General features: G+C 62.3%; 13 protein-coding genes and 1 tRNA gene. 11 read left to right on the top strand and 3 right to left on the bottom strand.

Going from position 1 to position 14,851, the window contains the following annotated elements; genetic code table 11:
* The first annotated feature begins 151 nt into the window (after positions 1 to 151).
* The gene (locus FJ953_RS13420; protein WP_140624520.1) at positions 152 to 1,048 is read left to right on the top strand and encodes an alpha/beta hydrolase; all 897 of its coding nucleotides are present in this window, start codon (positions 152 to 154) and stop codon (positions 1,046 to 1,048) included.
* A gap of 136 nt (positions 1,049 to 1,184) precedes the next feature.
* Here FJ953_RS13420 and FJ953_RS13415 read toward each other — a convergent pair whose 3' ends face one another.
* Positions 1,185 to 2,252 carry a site-specific integrase gene (locus FJ953_RS13415; protein ID WP_246674802.1) on the bottom strand — a complete coding sequence of 356 codons (1,068 nt, stop codon included), beginning with the start codon at positions 2,250 to 2,252 and terminating at the stop codon, positions 1,185 to 1,187.
* Positions 2,253 to 2,493: 241 nt separating this feature from the next.
* Positions 2,494 to 3,636 (bottom strand): porin, encoded by a 1,143-nt coding sequence (locus FJ953_RS13410; protein WP_140494624.1) that lies wholly within the window; start codon positions 3,634 to 3,636, stop codon positions 2,494 to 2,496.
* 470 nt (positions 3,637 to 4,106) lie between these two features.
* Between FJ953_RS13410 and FJ953_RS13405 the strand changes: the two genes are divergently transcribed.
* The 4 genes from FJ953_RS13405 (at position 4,107) to FJ953_RS13390 (ending at position 7,197) form a co-directional block, all read left to right on the top strand.
* Positions 4,107 to 4,197 (top strand) — tRNA-Ser (locus tag FJ953_RS13405).
* Between the two features lie 174 nt (positions 4,198 to 4,371).
* Positions 4,372 to 4,722, top strand: coding sequence for a GIY-YIG nuclease family protein (locus FJ953_RS13400; RefSeq protein WP_348640071.1), 351 nt, complete (start codon positions 4,372 to 4,374; stop codon positions 4,720 to 4,722).
* 14 nt (positions 4,723 to 4,736) lie between these two features.
* The gene (locus tag FJ953_RS13395) at positions 4,737 to 5,885 is read left to right on the top strand and encodes a porin (RefSeq protein ID WP_140520696.1); all 1,149 of its coding nucleotides are present in this window, start codon (positions 4,737 to 4,739) and stop codon (positions 5,883 to 5,885) included.
* 199 nt (positions 5,886 to 6,084) lie between these two features.
* The gene (locus FJ953_RS13390; RefSeq protein ID WP_140567731.1) at positions 6,085 to 7,197 is read left to right on the top strand and encodes a pyridoxal phosphate-dependent aminotransferase; all 1,113 of its coding nucleotides are present in this window, start codon (positions 6,085 to 6,087) and stop codon (positions 7,195 to 7,197) included.
* Between the two features lie 36 nt (positions 7,198 to 7,233).
* Here FJ953_RS13390 and FJ953_RS13385 read toward each other — a convergent pair whose 3' ends face one another.
* Positions 7,234 to 8,238: a bifunctional helix-turn-helix transcriptional regulator/GNAT family N-acetyltransferase gene (locus FJ953_RS13385; RefSeq protein ID WP_140624519.1), complete on the bottom strand. Its 1,005-nt coding sequence runs from the start codon at positions 8,236 to 8,238 to the stop codon at positions 7,234 to 7,236.
* Between the two features lie 166 nt (positions 8,239 to 8,404).
* Here FJ953_RS13385 and FJ953_RS13380 point away from each other — a divergent pair, with 166 nt between their 5' ends.
* From FJ953_RS13380 to FJ953_RS13355, 6 genes are all read left to right on the top strand, one after another.
* Positions 8,405 to 8,689 (top strand): acylphosphatase, encoded by a 285-nt coding sequence (locus tag FJ953_RS13380; RefSeq protein ID WP_140494632.1) that lies wholly within the window; start codon positions 8,405 to 8,407, stop codon positions 8,687 to 8,689.
* Positions 8,690 to 8,758: 69 nt separating this feature from the next.
* The gene (locus FJ953_RS13375) at positions 8,759 to 9,409 is read left to right on the top strand and encodes a TetR/AcrR family transcriptional regulator (RefSeq protein ID WP_140567723.1); all 651 of its coding nucleotides are present in this window, start codon (positions 8,759 to 8,761) and stop codon (positions 9,407 to 9,409) included.
* 66 nt (positions 9,410 to 9,475) lie between these two features.
* Positions 9,476 to 10,639: an isovaleryl-CoA dehydrogenase gene (locus tag FJ953_RS13370; RefSeq protein ID WP_140555818.1), complete on the top strand. Its 1,164-nt coding sequence runs from the start codon at positions 9,476 to 9,478 to the stop codon at positions 10,637 to 10,639.
* Position 10,640: 1 nt separating this feature from the next.
* Positions 10,641 to 12,248 (top strand): carboxyl transferase domain-containing protein, encoded by a 1,608-nt coding sequence (locus FJ953_RS13365; RefSeq protein WP_140624518.1) that lies wholly within the window; start codon positions 10,641 to 10,643, stop codon positions 12,246 to 12,248.
* A gap of 1 nt (position 12,249) precedes the next feature.
* A complete protein-coding gene (locus tag FJ953_RS13360) occupies positions 12,250 to 12,813 on the top strand; it encodes an O-acetyl-ADP-ribose deacetylase (protein WP_140517990.1) in 564 nt (187 codons plus the stop codon).
* On the top strand, positions 12,795 to 14,756 hold the full coding sequence (locus FJ953_RS13355) for an acetyl/propionyl/methylcrotonyl-CoA carboxylase subunit alpha (protein WP_140624517.1): 1,962 nt from the start codon (positions 12,795 to 12,797) through the stop codon (positions 14,754 to 14,756). Before FJ953_RS13360 ends, FJ953_RS13355 begins: the two co-directional genes overlap by 19 nt.
* The last annotated feature ends 95 nt before the right edge of the window (positions 14,757 to 14,851 follow it).

Below are 14,851 nucleotides of genomic sequence, written 5' to 3'. Positions count from 1 at the left end.
GTTGGCCTCGCGCGGACCCGCCCGCCTTGGCTGAGTGAAGGGGCCTCGCCACCTTCGGCCCGCAAGAGGAGAAGTAACTGCTCCATTTGACCATCCCTCCCCTCGCCTGTAGCAGACGGACCATCCGGCGAGAGCAAGCGGCAGCATTCCAATGGCGAGCGAAGGTTTCTCCGATTTCTTCTACGCGGGGCCCGATGGGCTGAAGCTCCATGCCCGGATCTATGGCGACGCAAATTCGCGACATTGGCCAGTCGTCTGCCTGCCCGGCCTCACCCGTAATGCACGCGACTTCCACGAACTCGCGCTCTATTTGGCCGGCAAAGCGGGAAGCCCGCGCAAGGTCGTCGCCTTTGACTATCGCGGCCGCGGGCAGTCCGATTATGATCCCGATGTCAGCCGCTATAATGTCGGCGTCGAAGCCGGCGACATTCTTGCCGGACTGGCGGCATTGGGAATCGAGGAAGCCGCCTTCGTCGGCACCTCGCGCGGCGGCCTGATCATTCACGTCCTGGGTGCGCTGCGGCCGGCCATATTGAAAGCGATCGTGCTGAACGATATTGGACCGGTGATCGAGCCGGCCGGCCTTGCCCATATCCAGTCGTATCTCGAACGCAAACCGAAGCCGAAGACCTTCGCCGAAGCAGTGGCAGCCCAGCGCCGCGTTCACGGCCGGGATTTTTCAGCGCTCGCCGATGCGGACTGGGAGCGCATGGTGCTGGCGCTCTACCGCGAAATGGATCAGGGCCTGCTGCCGGATTTCGACCCGAAGCTGGTCGACACGGTTGGAAATCTCGACCTGACGCAGCCGCTGCCGGCGCTGTGGCCGCAATTCGACGCCCTGTCGGCCCTTCCCATGCTCGCCATACGCGGCGCCAATTCGAGTTTGCTGTCGGTGGGCACACAGCGGCAGATGCGGGAGCGCCATCCGGCAATGCAGACGATCACCGTCGAAGGCCAGGGTCACGCCCCTTTTCTCGAAACCGGAACCTTGCCGGGCGACATCGCCGCTTTCCTCGACAGAGCCGAGCGGCTGCCGACTCGCCTTTAAAAACCGTTGCCGGCGAGGCAAACCACAGCAGGGCGACCAAGGCGGGCTCCGAAAGCCAGGATAGCATGCCTCAAACAACCCGCGGATCGGGGGGATCCACGGGATTGGTTGTCCACACCCTCTTCAAGGCGTGAACTTATCGGGACTTTGAGGCCTTCTTCATTGCCTTAGCCGGAGTCTTTACGGCAGGCGGTTCGTCTGACGCACCGCGCGCGGCAGCGCGCGGGGACGGTTCGGGCGCTGCCTTCACGCTGTCGGCGCCGCCAGACCGGGGTACTTCCAGCACGGTGACGCAGCCGTCGAGGTCATTGGTGGCCAGATGCGCATAGCGCATCGTCATCGACAGGGTCTGGTGGCCGAGCCACATCTGCACGCGCCTGATGTCGATACCGCCCTGAACAAGACGCGAGGCGCAGGTATGGCGCAGAATGTGCGGCACTACCTGATCGTCGGCGGCCAGACCGACTTCGGCCTTCGCATCGTTCCAGATGGCGCGGTATTGAGCCTGGCTGAATGTGGTGAACGGGCCTTTCGGCCGACGGCCTTCGCCGGGAGGCAGCTTGATCACTTCCTTGACACGCTCGGTCATTGGAATGGTGCGGCTGCGGCCGGACTTGGTGATCCAGAAGGAGACGCGATGCTCCTGGATGTCGTTCCAGATCAGCCCGAGCGCCTCGCCAAGGCGGCAGCCAGTGTCGACCAGGAAGACGGAAAGCCGGTAGGCATCCTCGCTGCGGCTCCTGATGGCAGCAAACAGCCTAGCCTCTTCGTCCCTTTCAAGGAAACGAATCCGTCCCGACCGCTCCTTCTGGCGGCGGAACTCGGGCAGGCTGTGGATATCTCCCATCTTGTAGGCCTTGCGCAGCAGTTTGCTGAGGGCAGCCATCTTCCGATTGATGGTTGCGTTGCTGTTGCCGCGCTGGCGCAAGGTGCCGATAAGGTTGTCCAGGGTACTCTGGTCAAAGGCGCTGAAACGCTCCCCGAGCAGAATCTCGTCTATCTCGCCGATGAACGAGCTGACATTGTATTTATGTCGCCCATCATCCCACAATATATCTCGATATGCTGAAAAAAGATCTCCAACCCTATGCGACTTTACTTCTCGTATCTTATTGTAGGTGTAGTTAAACTTTGAATTCTGAGAAGAAAACATCGAAAAATGATCGGAGGGCTCGCCCTCTTGAATCGCTTCGGTCGTCATCATTTGCCACACCCCCGAGTGGGATAGATTCAGCCCTATCCGCTTGGGAGCGTCCTTTCAAGAGATTTGAATCACGCAGTTGTGATTTCATCCGCCATCAGCGGATCCCACGAAACCATCCCACGGACTCTATTCAGCTACCGTTACCCCCTGTTCCTTCTGTTTGCCTTGATCCAGTCACGAAACAAAAACAGCCCGGGCGTTGATGCGCCCGGGCTGGATTTCACCTGTATGGAACCAGCCCTTAGAACGAGCGCTGGAAGCGGAGGATACCGCCGATGCTGCTCTTCTTGTCGGCGCCGGTCCAGTTGGAGAAGTCGGCGTCGTCGAACCTGCCTGCATTGAGGTAGTCGACTTCGGCCGTGACCGTGAAGCCCGGGACGACGTCGTAGGCGATGTTCGCCGCGATGCCCAGGTTCTTCCAATCGTCATACGACACCTGCGCGTTGAACGAGGTCTTCTCGTTGAACTTGTAGGTACCGCCGCCCCAGACAGCCCAGTTGCCGCCCCACTGCTTGTAGAAACCGCGACCATGGGCGTCGACAAAATTGCCGGCGTCGTCGTTGAGGTTGTCATCGGTGCCGTAACCGCCCATGACCCACAGCGACAGTGCGTCGTTGACGTTCACGTCCAAGCGAACCTTGCCGGCAACTTCTTCGTAGTTGCTGTCATAAGCGACGACACCGCTGATGGCGCCCCAGCCCTGCGTCCACTTCAGACCGCCGACGACATGCGGAACGTAGCTGTCGATCGTGCCGACAACGCCCGCGCCTTCTTCGAGCGAGACCACGGCCGAGAAGCCGTTGCCGGCGTCGAAGTAGTACTGGACGACGTTGGTGTCGAAATCGCCGTAAGGAACCAGCGTATCCTGGATCACGTTGCCGGCGTAGCCGACGAACGTATCGAAGGCCGATTCGTCCTTACCAACGCGGAGACCACCGAGCTGGATCCAGGCGAAGTTCAGCGAGACGTCCTTGTTATGGGCGGTGTTGAACGGCTCGATTGCGTTGTCGTTGCCGAAGTTGAAGCGGGTCTCGGTGTAGGTCTTCAAGGTGCCGAGCTCGGTTTCCTGGCCGGTCCAGGTCTTCAGCGTGAAGCGGGCATTTTTGTGCCAGGCATCATTTACCGAGCCGTCCTGGTGGTCCGCAGTCTTCGAACCGTTGAACGTGCCGACGTCGCCGCCGCCGATGTCATAACGGATGTAGCCGCCGATGCGCAGGCAGGTCTCGGTGCCGGGGATGTAGAAGTAGCCAGCGCCGTAGACGTCGCAAATCTTGACGTATTCAGCGGGCTCCGGCTCGGCGACGACGACGGCGTCGGCGGCGCGCGCACCGGAAACTGCGATCAGGGCCGCAGCGGAGCCGAGAAGAAGGCTCTTGATGTTCATTTTCTGACCTCCAGTCAAAAGTTAAAAAACGGGTCTGGGTATTCTTTGCTGAAGGACAGCGTTCCCTGCCCCATCCCCACTACCGAAAAAGATGCGCACCGCGCCGCTCCTTCGAAATCGACATTACCCATGAGCAGACGGGGTTCAACCACGATCGTACCGGCGAAAGGGCTGTGCGGCTGCTATCCCCCAGCGTTGTTGCACAAATGACACGATTTGGCCTCACTCAGAAAGCTCTCATTAACCTTCGGCCCGCCCCAGCCCCTTGTTTACGGGCGAATCCGGCGATCGGCTGACGGAATCATGGCGAGGCCTTGAGCCGCCAGCCAGGGAATCGCCGCAGAACCGCCGCATCGCGGAAGGCCGCAGGCCGGTGCGTTCTTATTTTTCCGTATAATGGCTTCTTTTTCCGAGATATTGGCTGGGGCTTGTTGATTGTGCCGGCGCTTTTCTTTATCCAGCGGCGCAACGGAGAGGTGGCCGAGTGGTCGAAGGCGCTCCCCTGCTAAGGGAGTAGAGGTCAAAAGCTTCTCGTGGGTTCGAATCCCATCCTCTCCGCCATCCTGCTTCGCTCTTCGAGCTTCGCAGGACAAGCCCAGACCAGACCTCAGCGCGAAGCAGGATGCCCTCCGAAGCCTCGGCGAAGGAGGGCCGCAAGCTTGCAAAAGCAGGATTGGCAATACCCTCAGCGCGAAGCAGGATGCCCTCCGAAGCCTTGGCAAAGGAGGGCCGGTCGTGTGGTATGTATACCTGCTGGAAAGCAAGACTGCCGACGGTGAGCGTTATGTCGGCATCACGTCCGACTTGAAGCGACGGCTTGCCGAGCACAATGACGGAAAATCCAGTCACACATCCAAGTTCCTGCCATGGCAGATCGTCACCTATGTGGCGTTCTCGAATCAAGCCAAGGCGACTTCATTGAGCGTTATCTCAAATCCGGTTCCGGGCACGCCTTCGCCAGCAAACGTCTGTGGTGAATGCCCCTTCCTTGTGAAAAAACCCAGGGATTCCCGGAAAAACGCAGCAATACCAATTGTTTGCTGCAAAAACACGCACCACCAAAACGGTTGTTTCGTTCGATTCTGACTGGAGGTCAGAAAATGAACATCAAGAGCCTTCTTCTCGGCTCCGCTGCGGCCCTGATCGCAGTTTCCGGTGCGCGCGCCGCCGACGCCGTCGTCGTCGCCGAGCCGGAGCCCGCTGAATACGTCAAGATTTGCGACGTCTACGGCGCTGGCTACTTCTACATCCCCGGCACCGAGACCTGCCTGCGCGTCGGCGGCTATGTCCGTTACGACATCGGCGTGGGCGACACCGGCTCGTTCGATGGTGCGAAGGCTGCGGATCACCAGGACGGTGACGACCACAACACCTACTACAAGAACACGCGCTTCACGCTGAAGACCTGGACCGGCCAGGAAACCGAACTCGGCACGTTGAAGACCTACACCGAGACCCGCTTCAACTTCGGCGACGACAATGCCTTCGACGAGCCGATCAACGCCGCCCACAACCGAGACGTCTCGCTGAACTTCGCCTGGATCCAGCTCGGTGGCCTGCGCGTCGGTAAGGACGAATCGGCCTTCGATACGTTCGTCGGCTACGCCGGCAACGTGATCCAGGATACGCTGGTTCCTTATGGTGACTTCGACACCAACGTCGTCCAGTACTACTTCGATGCCGGCAACGGCTTCTCGGCCGTGGTCTCGCTCGAAGAAGGCACCGGTACCGACACGATCGACAGCTATGTTCCGCATGTCGTCGGCGGCGTGAAGTACACGCAGGGCTGGGGCGCCATCACCGGCGTCGTCGCTTATGACAGCAATTACGAAGAAGTTGCCGGCAAGGTTCGCTTGGACGTCAATGTCAGCGACGCACTGTCGCTGTTCATCATGGGCGGCTACGGCACCGATGACAACCTCAACGACGACGCCGGCAATTTTGTCGAAGCCCATGGCCGCGGCTTCTACAAGGCGTGGGGCGGCAACTGGGCAGTCTGGGGCGGCGGCACCTACAAGTTCAACGAGAAGACCTCGTTCAACCTTCAAGTGTCTGCTGACGACTGGAAGAACGTCGGCGTTGCGGCGAACGTTGCTTATGACGTCGTTCCCGGCTTCACCGTCACGGCCGAAGTCGACTACCTCCATGCCGGCCGGTTTGACGATGCTGGCTTCGTCAACCCGTCGTTTACACCTGCCGATAAGAAGAACAGCGTCGGCGGCATGCTCCGCTTCCAGCGCTCGTTCTAACAGCTATCGCTTCGAATATCGAAACCCGGCGGGCAACCGCCGGGTTTTTCATTGGGGTTATGATCGAGCGGCAAACGATTGTTCATTGCGCCTCGCTAAAGAATGAAAAATCCAGCATCGCGGATGCGGGCTCGCGCAACTTGCACCCGCCTACTGACCGCGCTAGCAAGAAGCCCCTTCCCTCACGCGAGCTTTTGCCATGCGTCTGCGCCCTCCCCTTATGCCGCTCGTTGCAGCGCTTCCGTCGACCGTGCCGTTTGTCGGCCCCGAAGCGCAGGAGCGCGAGCGCGGGCGTGCATTCCGCGCCCGCATCGGCGCCAATGAGAGCAGCTTCGGACCCTCGCCGCGCGTCATCGCCCGGATGGCCGAGATCGCGCGCGACATGTGGATGTATTGCGATCCGGACAATCACGACCTGAAGGTGGCCGCGGCCGCGCATCATAATCTGAAGGTCGAGAACGTCGTGGTCGGCGAAGGCATCGATGGCCTGCTTGGTCTGGTGGCGCGCATGTATGTGGCGCCTGGCGATGCGGTGGTCACCTCGCTCGGCGCCTATCCCACCTTCAACTTCCACATTGCCGGTGTCGGCGGACGGCTTGTCACCGTGCCCTATGCGAACGACCACGAGGATTTGGAAGGGCTGCTGGCTGCGGCCGCCAGAGAGAAAGCGCCGCTGGTCTATCTGTCCAATCCGGACAACCCCATGGGGAGCTGGTGGGAAGCGGCCGAGCTGACGCGCTTCATCGAAGCGCTGCCGGAAACCACCATGCTCGTGCTCGATGAAGCCTATGGAGAATTGGGGCCGGCCTCCGCACTGCCGCCCATCGACGTCTCGCGGCCGAACGTCATCCGCATGCGCACCTTTTCGAAAGCTTACGGGCTTGCCGGCATACGCTGCGGCTATGCGGTCGCCGAGGCCCAGGTGATCAGCGATTTCGAGAAGATCCGCAACCACTACGGCGTCAGCCGCATGGCGCAGGTGGCGGGCGTCGAGGCGCTCGCCGACCAGGATTATCTGGATTCAGTGGTGGCGCGGGTGGCGGCAGGGCGCCGGCGCATCGCGCAGATAGCCGAACAGAACGGGCTGACGCCGCTGCCGTCGGCGACCAATTTCGTCACCATCGATTGCGGCCGCGACGGTGCTTTCGCGCTGAAGATCCTGCAAGGCTTGTTGTCGCGCGACGTCTTCATCCGCAAGCCGATGGCGCCGGGGCTCGATCGTTGCATCCGCGTCAGCGTCGGACTGGACCACGAGCTCGACATTTTTGCTGAGGAACTGCCCGGCGCACTGGCCGCCGCCCGTGGAAACTGAACGAGCGTTGCCATAGCGGCGACACTTGCCGGCCCGTTAGAGATCGAGCTCCCAGTTCTGGCCGGTGAGTTCCTTGCCGAAACTGTGATGGCGCTCCTGTGAGACCAGTCTGAACCCGGCGCGCTCATAAATCGCGCGGGCGGCGACCAGAATGTCATTCGTCCACAGAACGAGCTTGATGTAGCCGCAGGCGCGCGCCTGGTTCACGCATTCCGCAACCAGGCGCTTGCCGATGCCCAACCCGCGCGCCGCAGCCTCGACATGCAGCAGCCGCAGTTTCGCGACCTCGTCGTCCTGGTGAACCAGAAACACCGCGCCAAGCGGGAGGCCGGCGCGTTCGGCGATCCAGCAGAAATCGCGCCCTGGCTTGAAATTGCGGATGAAGTCGGCTCCGATTTCGGCAACCAAGGCTTCGAACTCGATGCTCCAGCCATATTCCTCGGCATAGAGCTGGGCCTGACGCTGAACCACCCAGCCAATGTCGCCGACGCGATGCGGACGCAACGTCACGACGGGGGGCGCCGCCTGGCCTTCAGCCGCCGGATCGCCCAGCAGCTCCGCTGCCTTGCGCAAGGCGTCGCCGAGTTCGGCCAAGCTGTGGTCGGGCAGGTTCTCGATAAGCCGGGAAGTGTCGCGGTCCGCCGCAGCCTGCAAACCGGCAAGGGCGGCCCGTCCCCTTGCCGTCAGCGACAGAATACGCCTTCGCCGGTCGACCGGATCGTTCCGGGTTTCGGTCAGGCCTTCGCCGGCGAATTTTCGCAGGATCCGCGTCAGATAGGCCGCGTCGAGACGCAGTTGCCTGGCGATGTCGGAGGCGGCCGGGCCGACATCGATGTCGAATGTCTCCGAAAGGAAGCCTCGCTCGCCGGCGATTTCCGCCGCCGCCGGGCGATCCCGATAACCAAGCTCGAACAGGACGCGCGCCTCGGTGAGCGTGAACGGGCTCTGCGTCAAGGTCTCGTCGAGAAGGCCGACAGTGCGGGTGTAGAAACGGTTGAAGTGCCTGATATCGGCCACCAAAGCACTGCGTTGGTCCAGCATCTGCGTTCAGCCCTGGATTTATGATTGTCGCAGTGTGAGAAATTTAGTGGACTGAGTCAATTAAATTCGAGTTCGACTCGGGCCCCCTCCATCCTCGTTCGACCGGCCTGTTGCATTCCCCGTCGCCTGCGCCAGATTCCAGCAGACGAGCCTCGGGAGAGACGCAATGGCTGACGATCGCAAGGCAGTGCGTGTGCGGGCCCACGGCAAGGTGCAAGGCGTCGGCTACAGGATCTGGGTCCGAAGCCAGGCCGCCAGCCTTGGGCTTGCTGGCTGGGTGCGCAATGAAGCGGATGGCTCGGTGACCGCTGAGATTGCCGGCACAGGCGAAGCCGTCTCGACCATGATCGGCCGGCTTTGGAAAGGACCGCCGGGAGCGTCCGTTTCCGGGGTTGACGTCGAGGATGCGGTATCCAGCAATCCTGTTACCGGCTTCCGGATCGATGCCTGATGCGGCTTCGGCATACCTCTTGAATTAATTGAACGTTCGTTTTATTAATTCGCAACAAGGGAGGCTCTTTTGGCGCGCACGACAGGATCCGATGGCGGAAAGACCGAGGCGGCAGCCCGCGAGGCGGCGGTCAACCTGATCGCGCGGCTCGGCTATGAGGCGATGTCGATGCGCCAGCTGGCATCCGAAGTAGGCGTGCAGGCAGCCGCGCTTTATCGCTATTTCCCGACCAAGGAGGATTTGCTGTTCACGCTGATGCGCGAGCATATGGAAGAGCTGATCGCAGCCTGGAACGCCGCACGGCCCGCCGATGCCGATCCGGCAAGCCGGCTTTCGGCCTATGTCGAGAACCACATCGCCTTCCACATCGCCCGCCGCCATGCGACGCATGTTTCGAACATGGAGCTGCGCAGCCTGTCGCCCGAAAGACTGACCCAGATACTGCGGATGCGCACGGCCTATGAGAAGGAACTGCGCGCCATTCTGCGTGACGGCGCCGAGGCAGGCGTGTTCGTCGTCGAAGACACCGGCCTCACCGCCATGGCGCTGATCCAGATGATGACCGGTGTCATCGTCTGGTTCCGGCCGGGCGAGCGGCTGTCGATCGCAGAAGTCACAGCGACATATCTTTCGATGACGATGCGGCTCGTCGGCGCAACGATCGACACCTACAGCGCCGCACATCCGTTTGGACGCGCAAACGACGCCGTGGGATTTTAGTTTCGCGCATGATCTTTTCCGAAAATCCAAGTCGATTTTCGGGGGTCATGCGGCAGGAGGAACCGGATGTACACGAACACGCTCAGCTTCGGGCATGACGAGGATGTCGAGGCATTGCGCGAGCTGGTGCGGCGCTTCGCCCAGGACAGGATCGCGCCGATCGCGGCGGAAATCGACCGCTCGAACGAATTCCCGGCGCATCTGTGGGCGGAACTCGGCAATCTCGGCCTCCTCGGCATCACCGCCGATCCGGAGTTCGGCGGCAGTGGCATGGGCTATCTCGCGCACGTGATCGCCGTTGAGGAGATATCAAGGGCCTCGGCCTCGGTCGGCCTGTCCTACGGCGCCCACTCCAATCTCTGCGTCAACCAGATCAACCGCTGGGCAACGCCGGCGCAGAAGGAGAAATTCCTGCCGCCGCTTTGCTCGGGCGAGCGCGTCGGCGCGCTGGCCATGTCGGAGCCCGGCGCCGGCTCCGACGTCGTCTCGCTCAGGCTGCGCGCCGAAAAGCGCAACGACCGGTACGTGCTCAACGGCACCAAGATGTGGATCACCAACGGCCCGGACGCCGAGACGCTGGTGGTCTATGCCAAGACCGATCCGGAGCGCCATGCCCGCGGTATCACCGCCTTCATCGTCGAAAAGGCCTTTGCCGGATTTTCGGTCGCGCAAAAGCTCGACAAGCTCGGCATGCGCGGCTCCAACACCGGCGAACTGGTTTTCGATAATGTGGAGGTGCCGTTCGACAACGTGCTGCACGAGGAAGGGTGTGGCGTCGAGGTGCTGATGTCTGGTCTCGACTATGAGCGCACGGTGCTGGCCGGTGGCCCGATCGGCCTGATGGCCGCGTGTCTCGACGTCGCAGTGCCCTATGTGCATGAGCGCAAGCAGTTCGGCCAGGCGATCGGGGAATTCCAGTTGGTGCAAGGCAAGCTCGCCGACATGTACACGACGATGAACGCCGCGCGCGCCTATGTCTACGCGGTCGCCGCCGCCTGCGACCGCGGCCAGACCACCCGCAAGGACGCCGCAGGCTGCATTCTGTTTGCCGCCGAAAAAGCAACGCAGATGACGCTTGACGCACTCCAGCTTCTGGGTGGCAACGGATACATCAACGACTATCCGACCGGCCGGCTGCTACGCGACGCCAAGCTCTACGAAATCGGTGCCGGCACCAGCGAAATCCGGCGATGGCTGATCGGCCGCGAGATCATGGCGGAGGGGGTATAGCATGGCCGTCCTCCGGACCCAGATCTCCCCTTCCTCCGATACCTTCCACACCAATGCCGAACGCATGCGGGCGCTGGTCGGCGATATCGCCGAAAAGGCCGCGAGCGTCGAGCGCGGTGGCTCGGAAGAGGCGCGCGAGCGACACGTCGAGCGCGGCAAGCTGCTGCCGCGCGAGCGGCTGGCGCAATTGCTCGACACCGGGTCGCCCTTTCTCGAGATCGGCCAGTTCGCCGCATGGTCGATGTATGGCGAGGACATTCCCTCCGCCGGCATCATCGCCGGTATCGGGCGCGTCGAAGGCACGGAAGTGATGGTCGTCGTCAATGACGCCACGGTGAAGGGCGGCACCTATTACCCGCTGACGGTGAAGAAGCATCTGCGCGCGCAGGAGATCGCGCTGCAGAACAATCTGCCTTGCGTCTACCTGGTCGACAGCGGCGGCGCCAACCTGCCCAACCAGGACGAGGTGTTTCCCGACCGCGAGCATTTCGGGCGCATATTCTACAACCAGGCCAACATGTCCGCCTCAGGCATCCCGCAGATCGCCTGCGTCATGGGTTCGTGCACGGCGGGCGGCGCCTATGTGCCGGCAATGTCGGACGAGACGATCATGGTGCGCAACCAGGCGACCATCTTCCTCGGCGGTCCCCCGCTGGTGAAGGCCGCCACCGGCGAGGACGTCAGCGCCGAGGATCTCGGCGGCGCCGACGTCCATACACGGCTCTCCGGCGTCGCCGACCACTACGCGCTCGACGACGAGCATGCGCTGGCCATCTGCCGGCGCATCATCAAGAACCTCAATCGGAACAAGACCGTAAGCCTTGCCGTCCAGAAACCGATTCCGCCGCTTCATCCGGCAGATGAGATCTACGGCATCGTGCCGACGGATCTGCGCCAGCCCTATGACGTGCGCGAGGTGATCGCGCGCCTCGTCGACGGTTCGGAGTTCGATGAGTTCAAGCAGAATTACGGCACCACGCTCGTCACCGGCTTTGCCCATCTCCACGGCATGCCGGTCGGCATCATCGCCAACAATGGCGTGCTGTTTTCCGAAAGCGCGCTGAAGGGCGCGCATTTCATCGAACTGTGCTGCCAACGCAAGATTCCACTGGTGTTCCTGCAGAACATCACCGGCTTCATGGTGGGGCGCAAATATGAGGCAGGCGGCATCGCCAAGGACGGCGCCAAGCTGGTGATGGCAGTCGCCACCGCCCGCGTGCCCAAGGTCACCGTGATCATCGGCGGCTCGTTCGGCGCCGGCAACTACGGCATGTGCGGGCGCGCCTACTCGCCCCGCTTCCTGTGGATGTGGCCGAACGCCCGCATTTCGGTGATGGGCGGCGAGCAGGCGGCGACGGTGCTGGCCATGGTCAAGCGCGAGGGTATCGAGCGCAAGGGCGGCGAATGGAGCGCTGAGGAAGAAGCGAAGTTCAGGAAGCCGATCCTGATGAAATACGAGCATGAAGGCCACCCGCTCTATTCCTCCGCAAGGCTATGGGACGACGGCATCATCGATCCGGCCAAGACGCGCGAGGTGCTGGCGCTCAGCCTCTCGGCCGCGCTCAACGCGGAGATCGAGGAAACGCGCTTCGGCGTGTTCAGGATGTGAAATGGGCGAGGTGCAGGACAGGATCCGCATTAACGTCGGCGACATCACCAAGTTGGATGTCGACGCCATTGTCAACGCGGCCAATTCCTCGCTGCTCGGCGGCGGCGGGGTCGACGGCGCCATTCACCGGGCGGCGGGGCCGGAACTCCTCGCCGAATGCCGCACGCTCAACGGCTGCAAGACCGGCGATGCAAAGTTGACCAAGGGCTATCGGCTGCCGGCCCGCTACGTCATCCATACGGTCGGTCCAGTCTGGCAGGGCGGCGGCAAGGGCGAGGCGGAGTTGCTCGCCTCCTGCTATCGGCGTTCGCTCGAAATCGCCGCCGAGAAGGAATGCCGCTCGGTCGCCTTTCCGGCGATCTCGACGGGCATCTACCGCTATCCGAGGGATGAGGCGGCAGCAATTGCAGTCGGCGCCGTAAATAGCTTCTTGAGCGGAAATACGACGCCGCAGACCGTCATCTTCTGCTGCTTCGACGAACAAATGGCCGAACTATACCGTGAGGCCGTTGCTTCCTCCAGGCGAACGCAGTCTACGGAGGTTTCATGTTCACAAAGATCCTGATCGCCAACCGAGGCGAGATCGCATGCCGGGTGATCCGCACGGCGCGCAGGATGGGGGTGCGCACGGTTGCCGTCTATTCCGATGCCGATGCGAAATCCCTGCATGTCGAGATGGCCGACGAGGCGGTACATATCGGTGCCTCGCCTGTCAGCGACAGCTATCTGCGCGGCGACAAGATCGTCGCGGCCGCCTTGGCGACAGGCTCGCAAGCCGTTCATCCCGGCTATGGCTTCCTGTCGGAAAATCCTGATTTCGTCGACCAGGTGGCGGCCGCGGGGCTCACCTTCATCGGCCCGTCGGCGGCCTCTATCCGCGCCATGGGGCTGAAGGATGCCGCCAAACGGCTGATGGAAAAGGCCGGCGTGCCCGTCGTGCCGGGCTACCATGGCGAGGCGCAGGAGATCGTGATCCTGGCCTCCAAGGCACGCGAAATCGGCTACCCCGTGCTGATCAAGGCGCGGGCCGGCGGCGGCGGCAAGGGAATGCGCCGGGTCGAGCACCCCGATGAGTTCTCCGAAGCGCTGTCGAGCGCACGACGCGAGGCGAAATCCGCTTTTGGCGACGACCGTGTACTGGTGGAAAAATATATCGACAAACCGCGCCACATCGAGGTGCAGGTTTTCGGCGACAATTTCGGCAATGCCGTCCATCTGTTCGAACGCGACTGCTCGGCGCAGCGACGCCATCAGAAGGTTATCGAGGAAGCCCCCGCCCCCGGCATGACCGAGGCGTTGCGCAAGGCGATGACCGAGGCGGCGGTGAAGGCCACCAAGGCGATCAGCTACTGCGGCGCCGGCACTATCGAATTCATCGTCGATGCCTCGCAAGGCCTGAAGCCTGACCGCTTCTGGTTCATGGAGATGAACACGAGGCTGCAGGTCGAGCATCCCGTCACCGAGATGGTCACCGGCACCGATCTGGTCGAGTGGCAGTTGCGCGTGGCATCAGGCGAGAAGCTGCCGAAAACGCAAGGCGAGATAAAGCTAGCCGGCCACGCCTTCGAGGCGCGCCTCTATGCCGAGGATGCCGCAAGGGAGTTTCTGCCTGCGACCGGCACGCTGCATCATCTGAAATTTCCCGACACGGTTCCCCAAGGGGCCGCCATGCGTGTCGAAACCGGGGTGCGGGCCGGCGACGCCATTTCTCCCTATTATGATCCGATGATCGCCAAGCTGGTGGTGCATGGCGGGGACAGGCTGGCTGCGCTGGAGGCACTCGGCGCGGCGCTTGCGCGAACCGAAGTCGCCGGTTCGATCGTCAATACCGCCTTCCTCGCCGCGCTGGTGACCGATCCGGACTTTTCGGCGGGCGATGTCGATACCGGCCTGATAGGCCGCCACCAGCAGGCGCTGACCGAGATTGCGCCGCCGAGCGGCGAAACGGTCGCGGCCGCGGCCATAGCGGCCTCCGGGGCGGGCGCGCTGCCGGCATCGGATGATCCATGGTCGTCGCTTGCCGGCTACACGCATTTCCATGGCATGGCGCGACAGATCCGGCTGAAGTTTGGCGAGGACGATATTCTGGCGAGGGTTTCGGTACGACCAGACCGGCGTTCCCAGGTGACGCTCCATGCACCCTATGACAGCGCCAATTCGCATGACCTTCGCGCCGTTCCTCGCCTCGCCCGCTGGCCAGGCCACATCACGATATTCGAAGGCGCGGCCGGCTATACGTTCGCGGTGCCGGACCCGTTGGCCAGAGGCGATGATGCGGCGGCGGCGTCAGGCAGTTTGCGCGCGCCAATGCCGGGACTGGTCAAGCTTGTGCGGGCGACAAAGGGCGATACGGTGATGAAGGGGCAACCGCTGCTTATTCTCGAGGCGATGAAGATGGAGCACACCATCGCCGCGCCCCATGATGGCGTGATCGCCGAGATCGCCACCGAGGGCGCGCAGGTTACCGACGGCACTGTGCTGGTGCGGTTCGAGGATATGCAAGGCTGACAGCCTCGCTGCCGGACGCCAAGCGTCCCTGTCCTGCCGGACAGAGAGAGGCGCCGTAGAATGTCGACCGCCGTTATATGTCCATGGCAAGACAC

This window comes from Mesorhizobium sp. B2-3-6, assembly GCF_006442305.1.
In the GTDB taxonomy this organism is placed as follows: Bacteria; Pseudomonadota; Alphaproteobacteria; order Rhizobiales; family Rhizobiaceae; genus Mesorhizobium.
The sequence above is the reverse complement of the archived record's forward strand: the minus strand, read 5'-3'. Positions and strand labels throughout refer to the sequence as shown.